At 54.8% G+C, this 17,693-nt stretch carries 18 protein-coding genes and 4 pseudogenes; 13 read left to right on the top strand and 9 right to left on the bottom strand.

Translation table 11 applies throughout. The features are described from left to right. Window positions 1-180: 180 nt before the first annotated feature. Both NO877_RS17355 and NO877_RS17350 read left to right on the top strand, forming a co-directional pair. A complete protein-coding gene (locus NO877_RS17355) occupies window positions 181-1,011 on the top strand; it encodes a hypothetical protein (protein ID WP_256397619.1) in 831 nt (276 codons plus the stop codon). A gap of 398 nt (window positions 1,012-1,409) precedes the next feature. Beyond that, the gene (locus NO877_RS17350) at window positions 1,410-2,075 is read left to right on the top strand and encodes a DUF502 domain-containing protein (protein ID WP_256397618.1); all 666 of its coding nucleotides are present in this window, start codon (window positions 1,410-1,412) and stop codon (window positions 2,073-2,075) included. A gap of 162 nt (window positions 2,076-2,237) precedes the next feature. Here NO877_RS17350 and NO877_RS17345 read toward each other — a convergent pair whose 3' ends face one another. Then, the gene (locus NO877_RS17345; protein WP_256397617.1) at window positions 2,238-3,512 is read right to left on the bottom strand and encodes an RNA-guided endonuclease InsQ/TnpB family protein; all 1,275 of its coding nucleotides are present in this window, start codon (window positions 3,510-3,512) and stop codon (window positions 2,238-2,240) included. A 445-nt stretch (window positions 3,513-3,957) separates the two neighbouring features. Between NO877_RS17345 and NO877_RS20035 the strand changes: the two are divergent. Together NO877_RS20035 and NO877_RS17340 are read left to right on the top strand one after the other, a co-directional pair. Beyond that, window positions 3,958-4,083: pseudogene (locus NO877_RS20035) on the top strand (DUF8154 family protein); the annotation flags it as partial. A 49-nt stretch (window positions 4,084-4,132) separates the two neighbouring features. After that, the gene (locus tag NO877_RS17340; protein WP_256397616.1) at window positions 4,133-6,088 is read left to right on the top strand and encodes a serine hydrolase domain-containing protein; all 1,956 of its coding nucleotides are present in this window, start codon (window positions 4,133-4,135) and stop codon (window positions 6,086-6,088) included. A 198-nt stretch (window positions 6,089-6,286) separates the two neighbouring features. Here the strand turns inward: NO877_RS17340 and NO877_RS17335 are convergent. From NO877_RS17335 to NO877_RS17325, 3 genes and pseudogenes are all read right to left on the bottom strand, one after another. Then, window positions 6,287-6,436, bottom strand: a pseudogene (locus NO877_RS17335) (Fic family protein); the annotation flags it as partial. A gap of 52 nt (window positions 6,437-6,488) precedes the next feature. Further along, window positions 6,489-7,793, bottom strand: coding sequence for an RNA-guided endonuclease InsQ/TnpB family protein (locus NO877_RS17330; RefSeq protein WP_256397614.1), 1,305 nt, complete (start codon window positions 7,791-7,793; stop codon window positions 6,489-6,491). Between the two features lie 60 nt (window positions 7,794-7,853). Then, entirely contained in the window at window positions 7,854-8,591 is a 738-nt protein-coding gene (locus NO877_RS17325) for a Fic family protein (protein ID WP_256397613.1), read from the bottom strand. Here NO877_RS17325 and NO877_RS17320 point away from each other — a divergent pair. The 3 genes and pseudogenes from NO877_RS17320 to NO877_RS17310 form a co-directional block, all read left to right on the top strand. Continuing rightward, window positions 8,494-8,694: pseudogene (locus tag NO877_RS17320) on the top strand (IS5/IS1182 family transposase); the annotation flags it as partial. The gene NO877_RS17325 and the pseudogene NO877_RS17320 overlap by 98 nt on opposite strands. A gap of 154 nt (window positions 8,695-8,848) precedes the next feature. Next, complete coding sequence (locus NO877_RS17315; RefSeq protein WP_256397612.1) at window positions 8,849-8,995, top strand: DUF2080 family transposase-associated protein; 147 nt, start codon at window positions 8,849-8,851, stop codon at window positions 8,993-8,995. A gap of 3 nt (window positions 8,996-8,998) precedes the next feature. Then, window positions 8,999-10,234, top strand: coding sequence for an RNA-guided endonuclease InsQ/TnpB family protein (locus NO877_RS17310; RefSeq protein ID WP_256397611.1), 1,236 nt, complete (start codon window positions 8,999-9,001; stop codon window positions 10,232-10,234). Between the two features lie 69 nt (window positions 10,235-10,303). On the opposite strand, the gene NO877_RS17305 is transcribed toward NO877_RS17310, so the two are convergent. Beyond that, window positions 10,304-10,729, bottom strand: coding sequence for a GtrA family protein (locus tag NO877_RS17305; RefSeq protein ID WP_303647018.1), 426 nt, complete (start codon window positions 10,727-10,729; stop codon window positions 10,304-10,306). A 123-nt stretch (window positions 10,730-10,852) separates the two neighbouring features. Here NO877_RS17305 and NO877_RS17300 point away from each other — a divergent pair, with 123 nt between their 5' ends. Further along, window positions 10,853-11,290: a zinc ribbon domain-containing protein gene (locus NO877_RS17300; protein ID WP_256397610.1), complete on the top strand. Its 438-nt coding sequence runs from the start codon at window positions 10,853-10,855 to the stop codon at window positions 11,288-11,290. Between the two features lie 6 nt (window positions 11,291-11,296). Here the strand turns inward: NO877_RS17300 and NO877_RS17295 are convergent, their stop codons facing one another. Next, window positions 11,297-11,908 carry a TetR/AcrR family transcriptional regulator gene (locus tag NO877_RS17295; RefSeq protein ID WP_256397609.1) on the bottom strand — a complete coding sequence of 204 codons (612 nt, stop codon included), beginning with the start codon at window positions 11,906-11,908 and terminating at the stop codon, window positions 11,297-11,299. Window positions 11,909-12,044: 136 nt separating this feature from the next. Here NO877_RS17295 and NO877_RS17290 point away from each other — a divergent pair, with 136 nt between their 5' ends. From NO877_RS17290 to NO877_RS17275, 4 genes and pseudogenes are all read left to right on the top strand, one after another. After that, window positions 12,045-12,632 carry a TetR/AcrR family transcriptional regulator gene (locus NO877_RS17290; RefSeq protein WP_256397608.1) on the top strand — a complete coding sequence of 196 codons (588 nt, stop codon included), beginning with the start codon at window positions 12,045-12,047 and terminating at the stop codon, window positions 12,630-12,632. Beyond that, window positions 12,632-14,083, top strand: a complete 1,452-nt coding sequence (locus NO877_RS17285) for an MATE family efflux transporter (protein ID WP_256397607.1) — start codon at window positions 12,632-12,634, stop codon at window positions 14,081-14,083. Before NO877_RS17290 ends, NO877_RS17285 begins: the two co-directional genes overlap by 1 nt. A gap of 248 nt (window positions 14,084-14,331) precedes the next feature. Then, window positions 14,332-15,033, top strand: coding sequence for a TVP38/TMEM64 family protein (locus NO877_RS17280; protein WP_256397606.1), 702 nt, complete (start codon window positions 14,332-14,334; stop codon window positions 15,031-15,033). Window position 15,034: 1 nt separating this feature from the next. After that, window positions 15,035-15,241: pseudogene (locus NO877_RS17275) on the top strand (RNA-guided endonuclease TnpB family protein); the annotation flags it as partial. A 70-nt stretch (window positions 15,242-15,311) separates the two neighbouring features. Here NO877_RS17275 and NO877_RS19960 read toward each other — a convergent pair. Both NO877_RS19960 and NO877_RS17270 read right to left on the bottom strand, forming a co-directional pair. Beyond that, window positions 15,312-15,488, bottom strand: coding sequence for a hypothetical protein (locus NO877_RS19960; protein WP_379827589.1), 177 nt, complete (start codon window positions 15,486-15,488; stop codon window positions 15,312-15,314). A 63-nt stretch (window positions 15,489-15,551) separates the two neighbouring features. Continuing rightward, window positions 15,552-15,815: a hypothetical protein gene (locus NO877_RS17270; RefSeq protein ID WP_256397605.1), complete on the bottom strand. Its 264-nt coding sequence runs from the start codon at window positions 15,813-15,815 to the stop codon at window positions 15,552-15,554. Between the two features lie 515 nt (window positions 15,816-16,330). On the opposite strand from NO877_RS17270, the gene NO877_RS17265 reads away from it, so the two are divergent. After that, the gene (locus NO877_RS17265) at window positions 16,331-16,552 is read left to right on the top strand and encodes a hypothetical protein (RefSeq protein ID WP_256397604.1); all 222 of its coding nucleotides are present in this window, start codon (window positions 16,331-16,333) and stop codon (window positions 16,550-16,552) included. A 244-nt stretch (window positions 16,553-16,796) separates the two neighbouring features. Here NO877_RS17265 and NO877_RS17260 read toward each other — a convergent pair whose 3' ends face one another. Further along, a complete protein-coding gene (locus tag NO877_RS17260) occupies window positions 16,797-17,645 on the bottom strand; it encodes an aldo/keto reductase (protein WP_256397603.1) in 849 nt (282 codons plus the stop codon). Window positions 17,646-17,693 lie beyond the last annotated feature (48 nt).

Below are 17,693 nucleotides of genomic sequence, written 5' to 3'. Positions count from 1 at the left end.
CTGAACGAGAGAACCGAGATATTCGCACGCATGTCTGCAACCTCCCTGGGAGGTGGTAAGTGTCGGGTACTGAATACAATCCATCTGCCGGGCACCATGCCTTGGGAGGGAAGATTAGCGCTCAGTCAGTGCAGGTACACGAACAGTAGGCCTAATACCGAGAGTACAGAGGCACAAGATGTGCTTGTAGACACAAGTCTCGCGGGCACCGTCTTATTGGGAATTCCCATATTGGGTGTTTACGGAGTTCTGCCCGGAGTAGCCGGTGGGGTCATCGCGACTGTGATAGGGGTGGCCGCGACGATCCGCGGAGTCGAAAACGTGAGAGACTGGTGGAGATTATCGACCACCGACTCAGTGCCACTTCGTGAGTCTGTTGCGACTGATGGGTTAGTTCGGGTCCACGGGACCGTTCGCCCGCCTCGGTCAGACGACACCCTCGTATCACCGATACGGGGAGAAGAGTGCGTAGCATACGAGTACAATATCTACCACCAAGTGCAGGGGACTGGGGACCCTACTATCGACGCTGGCATCGAATACAGTCCGTTCATCGTCTCTGACGAGACGGCGGAGATATATGTCAATCCTACGGAGGAGAATCTCTCACTGGAACACGAGACGGAGACAGTCATCGGTGAAGAGCTGCTGGAACAGGTCGACGAAGCGAGACTTGATTTGGAGCCGTCGACGAACACAGACTCCAGCCTGTTCAAGAACCGCATCGAACTAGTAGAGGGAACACTCAGTGTCGGCCAAAAAGTAAGCATCGTCGGGGAAGCACGCACAGCGCCAGAGAAAGGAGCCGGAGGTGCAGATGGAGTCATGACACCGGCAGAGGGGCATCTGATAGTGGCGAACGATGAACCGGAAAGTGCTGCGTTGAGAACGGGTGCTCGGGGACTCTTCCTGCTGGTTCTCGGGCTGGGACTCGATATATTCGGCATAGGCGCTCTCGTGGCCAATGCCGGTAGTTTGGTGGAGATGTTACAGCTTGCCGGTAGAGTTTGATGTTTTCTGTTCTTCGTGCTAAATCCATCCCCTGTATTTACCCAGTTAGGTCGAAATATCTCAATTACGGAGATTCCGACAGAGCCTCTTGACACACATTAACCTGAGTCTCCTCTTCTCATCATTCGTCGTGAACAGGTTCGAATACTGGCTCATCTATCTCCCCCATACCGGGGTACTGGTCGAGTCTTCAATCGGCTCTAGTTTTCGATCTGGGAAGCGAGTGGCTAGAATCCCCCGCTATTCATCAAATCGGAGACTACAACGTGATTTGAACACAGCTACAACATTATATATTCATTAGTTGATCACATCTACCATGGTACCACCATGCTAACCGTTAAGAAAGAATTGTACCCTATAACCTTCTTTGTCCTACAAAAATACGCCTAGTTTAGATGTCAGAGAACCACCTCAAAACGAAGTTTCTGACAGGTATCGCCGTGGTAATCCCACTCGCTGTGTCAGCGTGGGTAATGTTGTCACTATTTAATTTCGTTGGAGGAATACTCTCACCGATCAGTGAAATACTGTCTGAGAATGGCGTTGAATCGGGAAATATCGTGGTTATTATTCAGATATTGAGTGTGGTGCTCATTGCGATTGTGGTGTTGATTATCGGCACGATAGCACAGCAGCAGGTCGGCGAGAATATCATCAAAACGGTAGATAACTATGTGACACAGATTCCGGGCATTGGATCGGTTTATCAAACTACGCGGCAGATGAGCGATCTGGTGTTGGATCCTAGTGAGGATGGTGCACAGTTTCGAGAGGTGAAACTGGTTGAGTTTCCAGCTGAAAACGCATACACGCTGGCGTTTCTAACGTCTGAATCCCCACCTGAAAGCGTCACAACGGCCGCAAACCGTATTATAGGAGATGATTCGGCAGCGTATCAAACTGTGTTTCTACCGATGGCTCCCAATCCGGTAATGGGTGGGCATCTAACCCATGTCCCTGTCAGCAGGATCGAAGATGTCGATATGACTGTTGAACAGGCAGTTCAGTACATCCTCACGACCGGAATCGTGAATACGGATGCATCGGCAGAAAGTATGTGAGAGTGCGAACTCTTGATATGCTGAAGCCTCTCGTTCTGTTGAAGTTCCCTTCAAAATACTCGCGTTCTATTCAGTACTCGCCGTTGTAACAGCCATCAATTGACATCCTCCTGCGCCTGAAGACGCGGGAATCCCACGGCACCGCACCGCTGAGTTGGGATATTAGGGTTCGCGGTTCACGATCTGTTCTTGTGGGGTGAAACAGCCCTCACTACGGTCGAACAGGTGAACCGCTGGCTGTGCCAACCAGCCGTTATCCCTATCGCCGCCATCCGTGGCGAGACTCGGGAGTACCTTTTGCCGAATGTTCTCCGCACCGTTCACGTCGGCGTTCGCCACCGTATCGCACTCCTCACACACGTACAATCCACGTTCAACACGCTGGTTCTTGTCTGTATGGCTGCACGCCGAACACGATTTCGACGTGTCACGTTCCGACACCAGCTCAACGTCGATACCTTCGGCTTCTGCTTTGTAGTCGAGTAGCGTTGTGAATCGGTCGAACGCCCACCCGTGCAAGTCAAGATTGCCCTGGTCGCCCCAGTTGCGTGGTTCGCCGTTCTCGTCGTCTTCTCGGATGCCACCGAGGTCGCCAACGACAAGAGTACCAACACCTCGTTCGACACACTCCTCCACGATTGCGTTCGAGAGGGCGTGCAAGAAGTGCGTCCGACGACCCGTTCGCTTACGGTCAAGGCGAGTGGCTTCACGAGACGAGGAATCGTTGCACTTGGCTTTCTTCTTCGTGAAGTAGTATTCGTCCTCTTTGAGTGCGCCACCGGGATACAACACCGACTCACCGCCGAACGAGACGGCGGCAAAGTTACAAATCCCGAGGTCAACACCGGCCACCTCGTCGCCCGGCGGTTCCGGGTCGATGGTGATGCGACAGACGAATTGAAGCCGCCACTCGTCGCGTTTGTAGACGGCGCGAACCTGTTGAATGTCCCACTCGATCAGGTCAACATCCGGGCGAGTCTGGTACTCGCACAGGATGAAGTCCGAACGGTGTTCTTTGAGGTTGCGGCCTTTCGAGAGGCGAACACGGGTGAACTGTGCATCGTGCTTGAAGCCAGCCGCTTTGAATGACACAGTTGAACGTGGATGGGCGTCTCCGTTTTTGCGGTAGCCGGGCGGTCGGGCACGGTCGTCTCCGTTCCGACGCTTGCCGAACCAGCCGTTGAACGCTTCAGCGAGTTCTTCGAGAACGCGCTGACTGGATTGAGAATGTAAGTCCGTGTAGCGTTCATGACTTTTGAGTTCGGCTTTGAGTTCCCCGTCATCGGGGATCTCACCCGTTTCATCCCACTGTTCTTGTGCGTAGTAGCGACCGATGTTCCAGAGTTTTGAGGCGGCCCATCCGAGTTGGTCAAGGTCGTCACGAACCTGTTGCTGGTTCGTGATGGTGGCCTCGAAGGTTCGGACGGTTCGGCTCATTTCTGGCTCCATAACTGGTTATGAATGTCGTTTTATTAATAGTGTCGGTTGGCATGGAATATCCAGACTTGCCATTGACGGTGGATTGTGTGGGGATTGTCGGATTCATCCTGACCCTAAAGGGTCAGGTATTCTCCTCGTTTTGTATAAAAGAATCAGAACTAGTTGATTGTGATCTCCCTCCATCGAACAATCCAACCCAACTTGATTTTCGAAAATCAGTGAACGATACACGCCTTGTGTTCAGCAGTCGATTCCTACCACATCTCAGAGAGGTTGCAGACGTACAAGACTCACCCTCTAAGTAAAGCCGTTTCTCTCAGCGGAACCTTCTTAACCAACAACAAACGCCTTCCAACGACTTTGTAGGTTAAGCCGCGTCGTCCCTATTTTAGAACCAAGAGAGTACATTTCGTCTGCTCTGTTCCTACAAACTCGACTGGAACATCCAGGAGTCTATCGAGAAGCGGCTGCTATCGGGCTTTTCGCCGACTCGGTCGCTGAAGATTTAGCAGACCTCTGGCGAGGCCACTGGACAAAGACGTACTACCAAGGTGACATCCTCCCGGCGTGAAACTGGTGGTGAACATTTTTCAGCTAATAACCAGATCCGTAGGGTGATGCGACGTCCGCCCTCTCGTCGTCAGTTTCTTGCTGGAACAGGTGCTGCCTGTGCGGCCGCGCTTGCTGGGTCCCCCACAGCAGCCACCAGTGAGACCCCATTTGCGACAACGAACGAACAACTCGAATCTGATATCGAACAGCTCGTCGACGAGTTAGTAGAAACGAGTTTGGCCGAATACGATATTCCCGGTGCCAGCGTCGCCGTCGTCTCGGACGGCTCGCGATCCGTCACAAAAGGATATGGCGTTGCTGATCAGGATACTGAATCTCCAGTTGACCCGGATGAAACGCCGTTTCGGATCGGCTCTGTGTCCAAACCGGTCGTCGCAACCGCGTTGATGGAACTTGTCGAACGGGGCGAGATCGACCCCGAGGCCGATGTCAACCACTATCTCGATGTGCCAATAGATGACTATGGGAACGACCCAGTCACACTAACGGACCTCGTTACACATCGCGGTGGATTCGAGGCGACGAACCGTGGCATGTGGATCCCAGATGAAAATGATCTCCGATCGCTGGAATCGTATCTCCAGGATGATCCACAGCAACGTGTTCGAACGCCGGGACGGATCGGGTCATACTCCAATTTCGGCTACGCGCTTGCAGGACAGGTCCTGGCTGCACACGCCGAGAAACCGTTCTACCGGGCGGTCGATGAGTACCTCTTAGAGCCGGCCGGTATGGCCCAAAGCAGTTTCAGACAGCCCCTCCCAAGTTCACTCGCAAAAGCCCATGCAACCGGCCATGGGTCGACAGGCACGTATCGAAATGGCGAGTTCCCTCTTCTCGGATTGCGACCGGCAGGAGCCATGTCGGCTACGGCCAGCGATATGGGGCGCTTTCTCGAACTGCAGCTGAACGATGGTGTCCTAGACGGAGAGCAGATCCTCGAACAGGGAACGGTCGCCGCAATGCAAGACCAGTGGGAAACACACCATGACCGCCTCTCTGGAATGGCATTCGGGCTGGTCGAGAAGTTCCGCGGCGACGTCCGAACGCTCTGGCACGACGGGGGGACGCTCTCGTTTTATAGCTACCTCGTGCTCGTTCCGGAGTATGACTTCGGCCTATTCGTTTCGTTTAATGCTCCTGGTGGAAGTGCCGCAGCAACTGACGTGGTAGACGGGATCCTCGACGAACTACTCCCGAATCCCGAGGCGGAATCACTCACACCTGACGGAGCCCCAGCCCGTGCCGACGAGATCACGGGGACATATCGATCACTACGGCGATCGGAGACGTGGCACGACCGAGTCACCTCGACGCTGAATGCGCCCACCGTCGATGTGCGCATCGAGGATGACGGGACGCTTATCACTGAACAGGGTACCACGACTGATCGATGGGTCGAAATCGAACCACTCGTATTCGAACGAACCGACGGACGCCGACGGATCGCCTTCGGCGAGGAGAACAGTGAGATACAATATCTGTTCCGTGGCGGCAGTCCGACAGCGTTTGGTCGAGTTGAGGGGCTCGATCAACTCATCATTCACGGAGTGCTGGCAGTAATGGCCGTTCTGGGAACGGCATCAGCTATCATCGGTTGGCCGGCAGCTGGACTGTATCGGCAAATTCGGAGAGACACCGAAGGTGCGATACCGGGTTGGCAGACCGCCGTTGCACACGACATCGTTAGAGCGAAACTCCTTGCTGTCGGCTCAATTGGTGTTCTGTTCGCTTCGTTGGTCGTAATAATCGCGCACTTTCTCGTAACACCGCTCATGGTACTGTCTGATCCTCCGGCTACGTTCCAAGTGCTGTTCGTTGGAATGATTCTCAGTGCTGTGGGGACCATCGTGACTGCCGGAATCGCTGGATACAGCTGGATAAGCGAGGACTGGAACCTGCATGAGCGGATCCATTACACGGTCGTCACCGCGTCACTGATAGGGATCTGCTGGCTCCTCGGGTATTGGAATCTCTTGGTTCCTCCGGGGGTGGTTTAATCCACCAGACGGAACGCTGGCGTACTGGCGCTGATCAGATCCATTCTGCCGACCATTGTTTCGGCCAACTGTCGGCCTATTGCTGAAATTACACAAGCCACCAGTAGGATGAAGATCTCAGATGCGACTTTGACGTTAATCCGCGGCGAGCAGGAATTCAAAGAGATATACGATAGTTTGACCAGTAGCTAACTCAGATTAGTATGTCTGTGGAGGCTGTTCGAGGATCTCGAATATCTCCTTTGCGCGATATTCCTTGTTCCTCCCCTTCCCTGTGACTTCTTCGAGAATCCCGTCTTCCTCAAGGGCAGTGATTGCACGGTAGGCAGTCGACTGCTCAACATCGAGTGACATCCTCCTCGCCGTGAACGGCGAGGCTTCCCGACCGCAGTTGGGATATTTATGGTTTGCAGCTGCTCGCCTGTTGAGCGAACGTCCCCTGTCCACAGTTAGGGTCGTGTTCTCCACGACGGAACAGGTTGACTACTGGACGTGCCACACGCCCGCTACTCCTATCCTCGGATGACCGAGGACTCAGAGTTACCTTTTCTGCTTGGTCTAACCGACGCCGAATGTTCTCCGCACCATTTGAGTCGGCGTTCATTACGGCCTCACACCCACGACAGACGTACAAGCCGCGCTCAACGCGGTTGGCGTCTCGCTTCTGCCCACAACACGAACACGTCTTCGATGTGTTTCGTTCGCTCACTACAACCACGGCAATACCTTCGGCTTTCGCCTTGTGGGTGAGCAAGTTTGTGAATCGGTCAAACGCCCACCCGTGTAAGCCTTCGTTGCCACGGTCGCCCCAGTTCCGGGCTTCGCCAGTCTCGTCGTCTTCACGGATACCTTCGAGGTTGCCGACAGCAATTGTTCCGACACCTCGTTCAACACATTCGGATACGATGTGTTTCGTGACGGCGTGCAAGTAGTGCGACCGACGCTCAGAACGTTTCCTGCGGAGTCTGAGTGCTTTGTTCGACCGAGATGAGTTGCACTTCGCTATCTCCTTGGCGAAGTACCGTTCGTCGGTCTTGAGAGCATTCCCCGGATACAACTCGTGGTCGCCCGTGGAATACGAGACGGCGGCGAAGTTCGAGATACCGAGGTCAACACCGGCAGTTTCGTCGCCGGGAGACTCGGCCTCAATCTCGTGCTTGCAGACGATATGAAGTTCCCATTCGTCTCCGTTCCAGACTGCTTTCACTTGGCGAACGTTCTCAATGGTCACATCTGGCCGAGTTCCGATTTCGCAGAGGATGAAATCGGACCAGTGTTCTTTCAGGTTGCGGCCTTTCGAGAGGCGAATCCGATTGTTCTTGCTATCGTGTTTAAACCCGTCTTCTTTGAACGTGACAGTCGACCGTGGGTGGTCGTCACCGTTCTTTCGATACTTCGGTGGGTTTGCGCGGTCGTCCCCGTTTCGGCGTTTGGCATACCAACCATGGAACGCTTCAGCGAGTTCTTCAATGACTCGCTGACTCGATTGAGAATTAAGATCGGCGTAGCGGTCGTGGTTCTTCAAGTATGCCTTGAGCGGGCCATCCTCGGGGATTGTCCCTGTTTCACTCCAGATGCGGTCACACGTCCAGCGTGCGATATTCCAGAGCTTTGAGGCGGCAAGCCCAAGCGAGTCCAAGTCACCCTTGACCTGTTGCTGGTTCCGTATGGATGCAACATAGGTCCGAGTAACTTGAATCGCCATACATAGAGTATGTAGACAAACCTACTTAATGGTGTGTTTTGGCGTTGAATATCCGGCCTGCTATCGACGGTGGACTGTGGAGGGATTGTCGGATTCACGCCCGTCGTGAACGACGGGATTCTCTCCTTGAATAAGATAGATTCTCACAGTCTGGGTCGTGAGATAGGGCTGTTCGAAGAGGCTGCAGACGAGTTTGTGTTTGGTATACGAGATGCCGCCATAGTCTTCTTCGTACTGTCGTCGAAACTCATCAAGTGCGAGCGTTCTATTGACGGATTCTTCGGCTTGTTGGGCAATCCCACGGATGAAAAACGAGAGCCACGACTCCCACTGTCCGTCGGATCGAACGCTATCCATTCGAACTACGTACTCGGATTTGTTTCGGTTGAAATACTCACTGAGATAGAGGTTCGGATGCTGAAGGTAGCCCGCATCGTACAACTGGAGTGTGATGAGCAGTCGACCGAGTCGACCAGTTCCATCCCCGTATGGATGGATAGTCTCGAACTGATAGTGGAACAGGGCAATATCAACAAGTGGATGGTAGCTTCCCCCAGTTCGATAATAGGTTATCAGAGCCTCCATGAGACCCTCGACAGCTCCTGGAACAGGTGGGAGAAAATCCCCGAGGTGATTTGTGATATTCTGGCTCTGTTGAAATCCACAGAGAGTTACATTTTTCGTCCTATAATTCCACGAGATGAAGGCCCTCCCGAAGTCACAGATTCTCCGTTTTACTGAGAAAGCGATCCATCTGGCACGCCGAGCGGTCTCTCGATATTCCTCGAAGTTCTCCAAACACCGCTATACACTTCCGCAGCGCGTTGTTCTGCTGTGTCTCAAAGTGCGAAAGAACACGACCTATCGTGGCCTGCTCGACGAATTAACTGGAATTAGGCGCTAAGTCCCCTTCCTCAAGGAGCAACGCAGGGAGCGAGGCGACTGAGTAGCGCAGTAGGGAGGGGATACAGCGCCGCACAGTTTTCATACACGTTCGACGCTCGATCCACAGGCCACCATTACCCTTATGTCTATACAAAGTCTATACTATGTCGATGAATAAGTTTGAAATCAAAGGCGAAGAAGTCCTCGACGGAACCGCAAAACCGTCGGGGAATAGCGCCCACGTCATCGTCCCCAAACGCTGGCGCGGAGCCGATGTGAAAGTTGTCCGCGTCTCCGAACCCAACTCAGACGAGTAGGCTATGCACTACAACTACAAGTATCGACTCGACCCGCCAGAAGACATCGCTGAGACGCTTCTGCACCACGTCAATATTTGTAGGCAACTGTACAACCACATCCTCTACTTGGTCAACGAGGCAGACGACATTCCCGCCCGCTATGAGGTTCAGGGGCAGCTCCCCGACCTCAAAACGTGGTGGGACGACCTCGGTGACGTTCACTCGAAAGTATTGCAGATGGTCGTCAAGCGCGTCTACGACAACCTCTCCACGCTCAAAGCACAGAAGGAGAACGGACGCGCCGTGGGAATGCTCAAATGGAAACCGCCCCGCGAGTACCGATCTGTCACCTACAACCAGTCCGGCTTCGAACTCAAGAATACGAGTGGTCGGCCTGTCCTGTGGTTGAGCAAAATCGGTGAGATTCCGATTCACCTCCACCGAGATATTCCCGAGAAAGCGACCGTCAAACAGGTCACGATCAAGCGAGAACCGACGGGCGAGTGGTATGCCACGTTCGGCATTGACATGGACGAATCCACGCCCGAGAAACCTGAGAACCCCGAGCGGTGCATCGGTATCGACGTGGGGATCCTCAAGTACGCACACGACACCGATGGGTACGCCATCGAGAGTCCCGACTTCAGCGACGAACGCGAACGACTCGAACGCGCACAACGCGACCTCTCACGGAAGGAACACGGGTCGAACAACTGGGAGAAACAGCGCCGAGTTGTGGCCGAACGACACGCCGACCTCAAGCGAAAGCGACGAGACTTTCTCCACAAGTTGTCGAATCACTACGCCTGCGAGTACGACCTTGTAGCGGTCGAGGACTTGGACGCGAAGGGACTGATCGAACTGCCGGGCAACTCTCGGTACCGAGCGGGAGCGGCGTGGGGGGCGTTCCTGCGGATGCTCGAATACAAGTGTGAGCGCGAAGGAGCGTACTTTGTCGCGGTGAATCCAAGAGGGACGACCAAGGAGTGCGCGTCTTGCGGTGTCAAGATCGATAAACCGTTGTGGGTGCGCGAACACTCCTGTCCCGCCTGCGGGTTTGAGGCGGATAGGGACGCAAACGCGGCGTGGAATATTCTTTCTCGTGGTCTTGAAAAAGTAGGAGTGGTTCACTCCGAATCAACGCCTGTGGAGACTACACTCCCTGTGGATACCTCGGTATCTGCAAAGCGCGTCGTGGAAACAGGAAGCCCCACCCTCAAGCGCGAGGGCGTCAGCCCGAGCGGTAGGGTGGGGTAGTTCACTTGATGCAGACGCGATTGGCTATCTCATACGCTATCCGGTCGCAGAACGGAGATCGACAGGTTCTCAACCCCAAGTCCATCGCGCATCAAGCACATAGCGGTACAACCCACTGACGAAGATCGCAATCGCGTTGGCGATCAGATACATACTGTTGGCCCACTCGACGAGTCCGAACAAGACGGCCAACTGAATAGGAATCGCTGTCCCGCGGACGAGATTCGTTTTTACCATGCCAACCAGATACGCGGCGAGACCGGTGTTTTGACTCGCCTGAAACGTCCACGCGTTGTTGAGAACGTACGAGAGAATGATCGTGAGTTCGATGGCGATCACTGCCCCAAGGAGATAGTTCAGTCCAACCGAGTCGACGAACAGCCAGAGCAACACAGTCTGGACCCCTGCGGTGAACACACCCACTGCAACGAACCGGCGGAGCCGACGGGCGAGCGGTCCCTCCACGAGCAGTCGAAGGTATCTCTGGACCACCATCAGAATACCACCTCTCGGCTACTGAACCTTCGAGTAACGGCATCAACTGGTGATGGTCGACGTTCCACTGGGAATCCGTTTCGGTCGAGAAGGCTTATTACTTACTAACTAATTAGTTACTGTATGGGCCAGTCGAACACACACAAGCGGCCGTGGCTCGCTGCGCTGTTATCGGCAATCGCAATGGGGCTCGGACAGCTGTATCTCCGTCGCTGGCGGCGGGCCATCGGATGGCTCATCGTTCTGCTTGGTGTCAACGTCATATTCGTCGATCAGACAGCCGTGACTGGGGCTCAAAACGGGGAACTCATGGCAATACTCTCGCTACTTCCGGTTCCGATCGTCGGAGCCCTCTGTGTGCTTGATGCGTATGTGCTCGCCCATGCCACGAACACCGTCAGAGAGCACTCGGCTCCAGTGACGACGGAACACCCGCCGTGTCCCAACTGTGGAAAAGAACTCGACCCGGAGCTCACGTTCTGTCACTGGTGTACCACCGAAATAGAATGGGGCCGAGAGACGGAGTTTGACCAGAGCCCTGAAAAACAAGGCTCACCGTAACGATACTCAGCTATCTGTCGATTCCTCGACCGCGCGGATGGTCGAGATGTACTCGTCAGCCATCCGTCTGGCGGTTGGAAACGCCTCCGTATCGTCGAGCACGACCGCTCGGGTACGCGCACCGTCGATGATGGTCATGAGTGTTCGTGCGGCATGAGTGGCGTCGACGTCGCCGAACACGCCTTCGTCGATGCCGTGGTTGATTACTGCTTTGAGTGTGTAACGGACATACTCGTCGTGCTGCTGAAACCGCTCACGGAACGACTGCTTGTAGGGTGCTTGGGCCCCCATCTCCAGCATCGAGACGACAAGATCCGGATACTCATTAGGTTTGACCAGCAGCTTATCGAGTAGTAACTCTAGTCGTGCCTCGGGATCTGTCGTCTCAATATCCTTGATCGTCGCAACGAACCGATCGAGTAAATAGTCGAGATAAGCCGCCAGCAGGTCCTCTTTGGTGTCGTAGTGGTAGTGAATTGCGGCCGTTGACTTCCCGTACTCGGCGGCGATCCGTTTGATCGTGAGGTCGGCGTACCCGTGTTCGCAAAGCGCACGGTAGGTCGCATGCATGATCTCTTCGTTGTGATCCGAGGCGGTGCGTTCCGGCAGATCAGCCATTATATGACTGTTCAGTGGCGCTCGGATAACAGTTATGACCGGGCCAACCTACCGACTTGAGCGATACAGTAGGTACCGATACACGATTTCCCAACATTTTTGACTAATTAGTTAGTAAGTAGTCGTGCATAACAGTATGGATGAAACGCCACCAACCGAGATTTTGGATGCGACCCATCGGTCGCTCTGTACCCACGGGTATGCGAATCTCACACTCGAAAAAATCGCCGCCGAGACCGAGACCAGCAAATCCCTCATCTACTACCACTATGAGACGAAACAGGAGCTGTTTTCGGCGTTTCTCGATTACCTCTTCGACCAGTATACCACCCGGCTATCGAACGTAGACGGTCAGACACCGCCTCACGAACTCGATATCCTGCTTAAAACCGTCCTCTCTCCAGATGACAGTGAAACCAGTCTTCAGCGGGCGCTCATTGAACTTACCATCCAATCCCAACACGACGACCACATACAGTCCAAACTTACCGACTTCGAGACGGCTCTCGTCGACAGACTCCAGGAGATCATCGAGGCTGGTGTCGAATCGGGTGTGTTCGACCCCGAGATGGAGCCGGATGTCACCGCGGAGTTCCTCGCGACGGCGATCATGGGCGCTCATACGCGCCAGACTGCGAGCGATTGCTCGGCTGACCAACTCTATGGCACGCTGGTCGACTACATCGAGAGCCACCTTGTGGTCGCTGAGGCGGTGGAGGCCTGATGGGCCTCCGTAGTCGACTGGCCGCACTGTTCAAAGGCCGCGAAGAGTTCGATCTTACCTCCGGTGGCATCGCCAAACCGTTGTTTTTCCTCTCGATGCCGATCGTTGTCACGAATCTCTTTCAGACGGCCTACAACCTCGCCGATACGTTCTGGCTCGGCCAGTACAGCACCGACGCCCTTGCGGCGATCAGCTTCGCGTTCCCGATGGTCTTCCTGCTTATTTCACTGGGGATGGGAATCTCGGTCGCCGGGAGCGTATTGGTCGCACAGTATATCGGTGCGGACGAGGAACGCAAAGCCGAGTACGCCGCCTCCCAGACGATGACGTTTGCTGTGCTTGCATCTGTCCTCTTGGGCGGTGTCGGCTACTTCTTCGTCGAGGATTTCCTCTCGGTGATGGGGGCGTCTGCAGATGTCCTACCGCTGGCCTCGAGCTACATGGAAGTCGTCGCGCTCGGCTTGATGTTCATGTTCGGTTTCGCCGTGTTCATCGCGCTGATGCGCGGGTACGGAGACACGATCACGCCGATGCTGGTAATGTTCGGGTCGGTTGTGTTGAATATCGTCATCGACCCGTTTCTCATCTTCGGCTGGTGGGTATTCCCCGAGATGGGCATCCAGGGCGCTGCAGTCGCAACCGTCTTCTCCCGGGGGCTCGCGCTCGTGGTCGGCCTCGCCATTATGTTCCGTGGCCACCGTGGCGTTGAAATCCACCTTCGCGACATGATCCCGGATTTCTCCTACCTGCGTCGCCTTGCTCGTATTGGCCTCCCCGCTTCTATCGAAGGGACCGGACGTGCGCTCTCGATGAACCTCCTGTTGTTCATCGTCGCGACGTTCTCCGATCCGGTCGTCGCGGCCTACGGGATCGGAACACGCGTCTTCTCGGTCGTCTTCCTGCCCGCTATCGCGGTTGCTCGCGGGGTCGAGACGATGACCGGCCAGAACATCGGCGCCAGCAAACCCGACCGGGCCGAACAGGCAGCTACTCTCGCAGCGAAAGTCCTGTTCGGTATCCTGACGCTTGCTGGAATCATCGTGTTCGTGTTCCCCGAACCGATCGTCTCAGTGTTTGTCGGCGCAGACCAAGCCGACGCTGCGCAGGTGGTCGAAGCCGGTACCCAGTTCCTTCGATACGTCGCACTCACCTTCGGGTTTATCGGCATTATGCGCGCCTACACCGGGAGCTTCCGCGGTGCTGGCAAGACGCTTACTGCCGCTGCAATTTCGGTGCTGACACTCGGCGTCATCCGCTTCCCCATTGCGTGGGTCGCTTCCGGCCCGCTTGCAGAGACCGGCATCTGGCTGTCGTTTGCCATCTCGAACGTTATCGGTGCCATAATCGCCTACGCGTGGTTCCAGCGTGGCACATGGCGTAACGCTGACCTCACCGAATCGAACGTGGACATCGAGGACCCTGCGGTCGACATGCCCGCAACTGACGACTAACAGCTCATGGCTCGAGTAACACCCATCGCAGAACGCCACACCGGAATCGACCGCTACCTCGAAACCGGAGTGAAACGTGCCGCCGACCGTTCATTGGTCCGAGAGACCTCAACCGTAGATAGACGTCCAGACCGGTGGGGCAGCTGGCAGGCGGCACTCTCAGAGAATTCGATCACGGAGACATCGGTCTCGCTCATTTTGGTCAGGACAACGGATTTTTAACTTATAAAGATGATATCTGAATATACATGAAGGTCTTTTCTTCGCGTGAGGATCGGTGGCGCGCGATCTTAATATCCATCCTGGGTGTAGCTGGCCTGGCCGCCCTCTATCTAGCTGTTCGTCGGTTTGCTCCATTCGTGTTTGATGTCTCTACACTTCGAGCATGGATCGGGCAATTTGGTGTTTTCGCACCGCTCGTTTTTATTCTGATTCAGGCCGTCCAAGTCGTTGTCGCCCCAATTCCGGGGCAAGTTGTCGCGCTTGCCTCAGGCTATCTTTTCGGATCAGTCCTTGGGACCGTTTACAGTCTCACTGGGGTCCTCATCGGGAGTGCGGTCGCGTTTAGTCTTGCAAAGCGCTACGGACGAACGTTTGTTGAAGGAATACTCCACGATGACGTACTATCGAGATTTGATGGGTTTGTTAAACGAGTTGGGCTTCCAGGACTGCTCACGTTTGTACTCATTCCTGGTCTTCCGGATGACGTAATCTGCTTTCTTGCCGGACTTACGACCTGGCGTCTCCGGACGTTCCTCGTCGTCATTTGTATTGGGCGTCTCCCAGCATACGTTCTCACAGTCTTTGCGGGCGGGGAATTCGCGGACGGCCAACTAACGAGTGGACTACTGCTTGTGGGCGTAGTTGTCGCGCTCTCACTGATTGGCTACCGTAATCAAGATGCTATCCAGGATCTGGTTCAACAATTCGAAGCACGCCGTCCATTCTGAGATTCTCAAATACTCTCATGACACCGACGGGATGGAGATCGGTCGTTTACCTCTCCGACGAGCGTGAACCCTTGGAGCGGGAGCAACGGAACCTCTTGGGGAAGCAACATGGATCAAACGACTACGAGACGCAATGCGTCGACTCAGATAGTGTCACACAGACCTCCAACGAAAGCGCTACAACTTCGTGTACAAACTCTCGAACCACCTTATTCATCCAGCCCTGAACGGCCATCTACCCACTGGTAGAGGCGACCGCTGCCAACCGGCTGTACTCCTCATTCGAGAGCGAAATGGAGGAGGCAGCGACGTTCTCTTTGAGATGTTCTAAGCTTGCAGTGCCTGGGATCGGCAGCGTCACATACCTCTTGGATAGCCTCAATTCTAGAGACCGACCCAGCAGCGATCGAAAAGTAGGGAATGAAGCCGATGCCGTACTCCTCACAGGCTTGGATGACATCCTCGTGGTCGCGGTTTACTAGGTTTGAGTAGTGAACAGCATCCGTTGTGATCGACAGTCACTTTTTCCAGTCGACCTCATCGTCATCAAGGTCCAGTTCATCGTCATTTGAATCCTCCACCATATCCATCATATCTCCCATGACGGCTTCCATGTCCGGTTGGTCTTGTTGGGCTGATGGGTCCTGCATCATGCCACCCATCGGCCCGAACATATTATTTTGCATCTCCTGGAGTTTCCGCTTCACGAACCAGATACTGCCACCGATACCAACGACAGCACCGATGACGATGCCGATTCCGAGAGACAGCGGATCAATCATTAGCTACCTCCATCTGTTTTGAGCATACATCTTGGATGGCCGGTTCTCGTAGACAATCCTCGTGTCCAGTATGCAAATTTCGCCATAGGATTTGTCAACGACTGAGGCTGAAGTCGCTTGCGTCTGTACATCACAAAGGTCGGCTCTGGCGACCGGGTCGAGGCTATCGGTTCTGGGAGAAGCCAAAGAGTTCCGCCTATCGCAGGAGGTTGAAACGACGTCACAGTTCGAAGGGTATGCGTATGTTCCCGTTGGAGTATGGCCACGGCAATTTGCTGGGCGTCGATTCGCATTTCTGATGCTTTGTGGTTGCAACGATCGGCCGACAGTACCGTGTCTTCGTTCTCAACCGCGATCCGGGACGACGACAATCCTACTCGTTCGAAGTGCAAACCCACTACTCACAGTAGTAGTTCGTGGCTACCGGTCAGTTAGTCGTCGTAGGCAGTCTCTACTGCGTGCTGACGCACAGTAGTCGACGTGTACTGAAAGCCACCCCTGTGCGTCTCGACTGTATGGTCAGTACCGAATTCCTTGAATCAAAGCTTGATGGGTTAGCAGATACGCCTACCGCCACCGATCTTGGGTACGAAGACAGCGAGCTTTGTACAGCACTCAGTACGCAGGGATTTGTAGAGTTCAGGCCTGACGAGTCGGCCGAGTCGGCCGAGTCGGCCGAGACATGGCTTCGAAGTGACACCGAGAGCTTCATTTTTAGTCTTGAGGAGTGGCGCTGACGTTTGCTGTCTCTGGCCAGCCAACAAGTTCGTCAGGGAGTTGAAGAGGACCGATCTGTCGAAGTGTCCAATGCAACTGTGTGAGCCTGTCAGATTGGGCCATCGAGAGCGTGTCACCTTCGTCGCTGGCAACGGTGCCGCAAACGTCGCGGCGAGTGACGGCACCGATATCGAGATTGAACTCAATTGTCTCTTGAGTATACGATCCAGAGTGTAGGATCTCAATGTACAAAGCCGAGTATTCTCAGCCGTCTAGTGCTGCCAACCGGCTGTACTCCTCGTTCGAGAGCGAGATTGAGGAGGCAGCGACGTTCTCTTTGAGATGTTCTAAGCTTGCAGTGCCTGGGATTGGCAGCGTCACATCCGAGTGTTCGAGCAGCCACGCGAGCGCAATCTGGGAAACTGTGGCCTCATGTGCATCAGCAACCTCCTGGATGGCGTCGATGTCCGAGATCGACCCGGCAGCAATCGGGAAATACGGGATGAAGCCGATACCGTACTCCTCACAAGCTTGAAGGACGTCCTCGTGGTCGCGGTTCAACACATTGTACTCGTTTTGGACCGTCGCGATCTCGACGTGATCCCTGGCCGTTTCGAGCTGGTCGACGCTGACGTTCGAGAGCCCAATGTGATCGATGAACCCCTCGTCTTTGAGTTCGGCGAACGCAGTGATACTGTCTTCGAACGGTGTGTCCGGATCGGGGCTGTGGAGCTGGTAGAGATCGATCGAGTCCACACCAAGACGGTCACGGCTGACAAGCACCTGATTGCGGATGTGGTCGGGATCGGCGTGGCTGAGCCACTCGCCGTCGCTGTTTCGGAGCAGTCCGGCCTTCGTGGCGATCGTCACCTCGTCGGTATCGATCGCTTCACGGAGCAGGCGTTCGCTGACGCCCGGGCCGTAGGAGTCTGCGGTGTCGATGAAGTCGATGCCGAGGTCGACGGCCTCCTGGACGACGTCTTTGGCATCTTGTTCATCCTCGGGTGGACCGATAATCTCCTCGCCACAGAGGCGCATCGCGCCGAACCCCAGTCGGGTCACTGTTAATTCTCCATCGAGATCGAACGTGCTGCTGTCGTTTGTGGGTGCCATAGAACAGTTCGGGTCCGGAGACGAATTAAATGTCTGGTGGTCGGTGTA

Origin of the sequence: Halohasta litorea (genome assembly GCF_024494645.1) — an archaeon.
Lineage (GTDB): Archaea > Halobacteriota > Halobacteria > Halobacteriales > Haloferacaceae > Halohasta > Halohasta litorea.
Note: the sequence above shows the minus strand (reverse complement) of the source record. Positions and strands in the feature narration are given on the sequence as shown.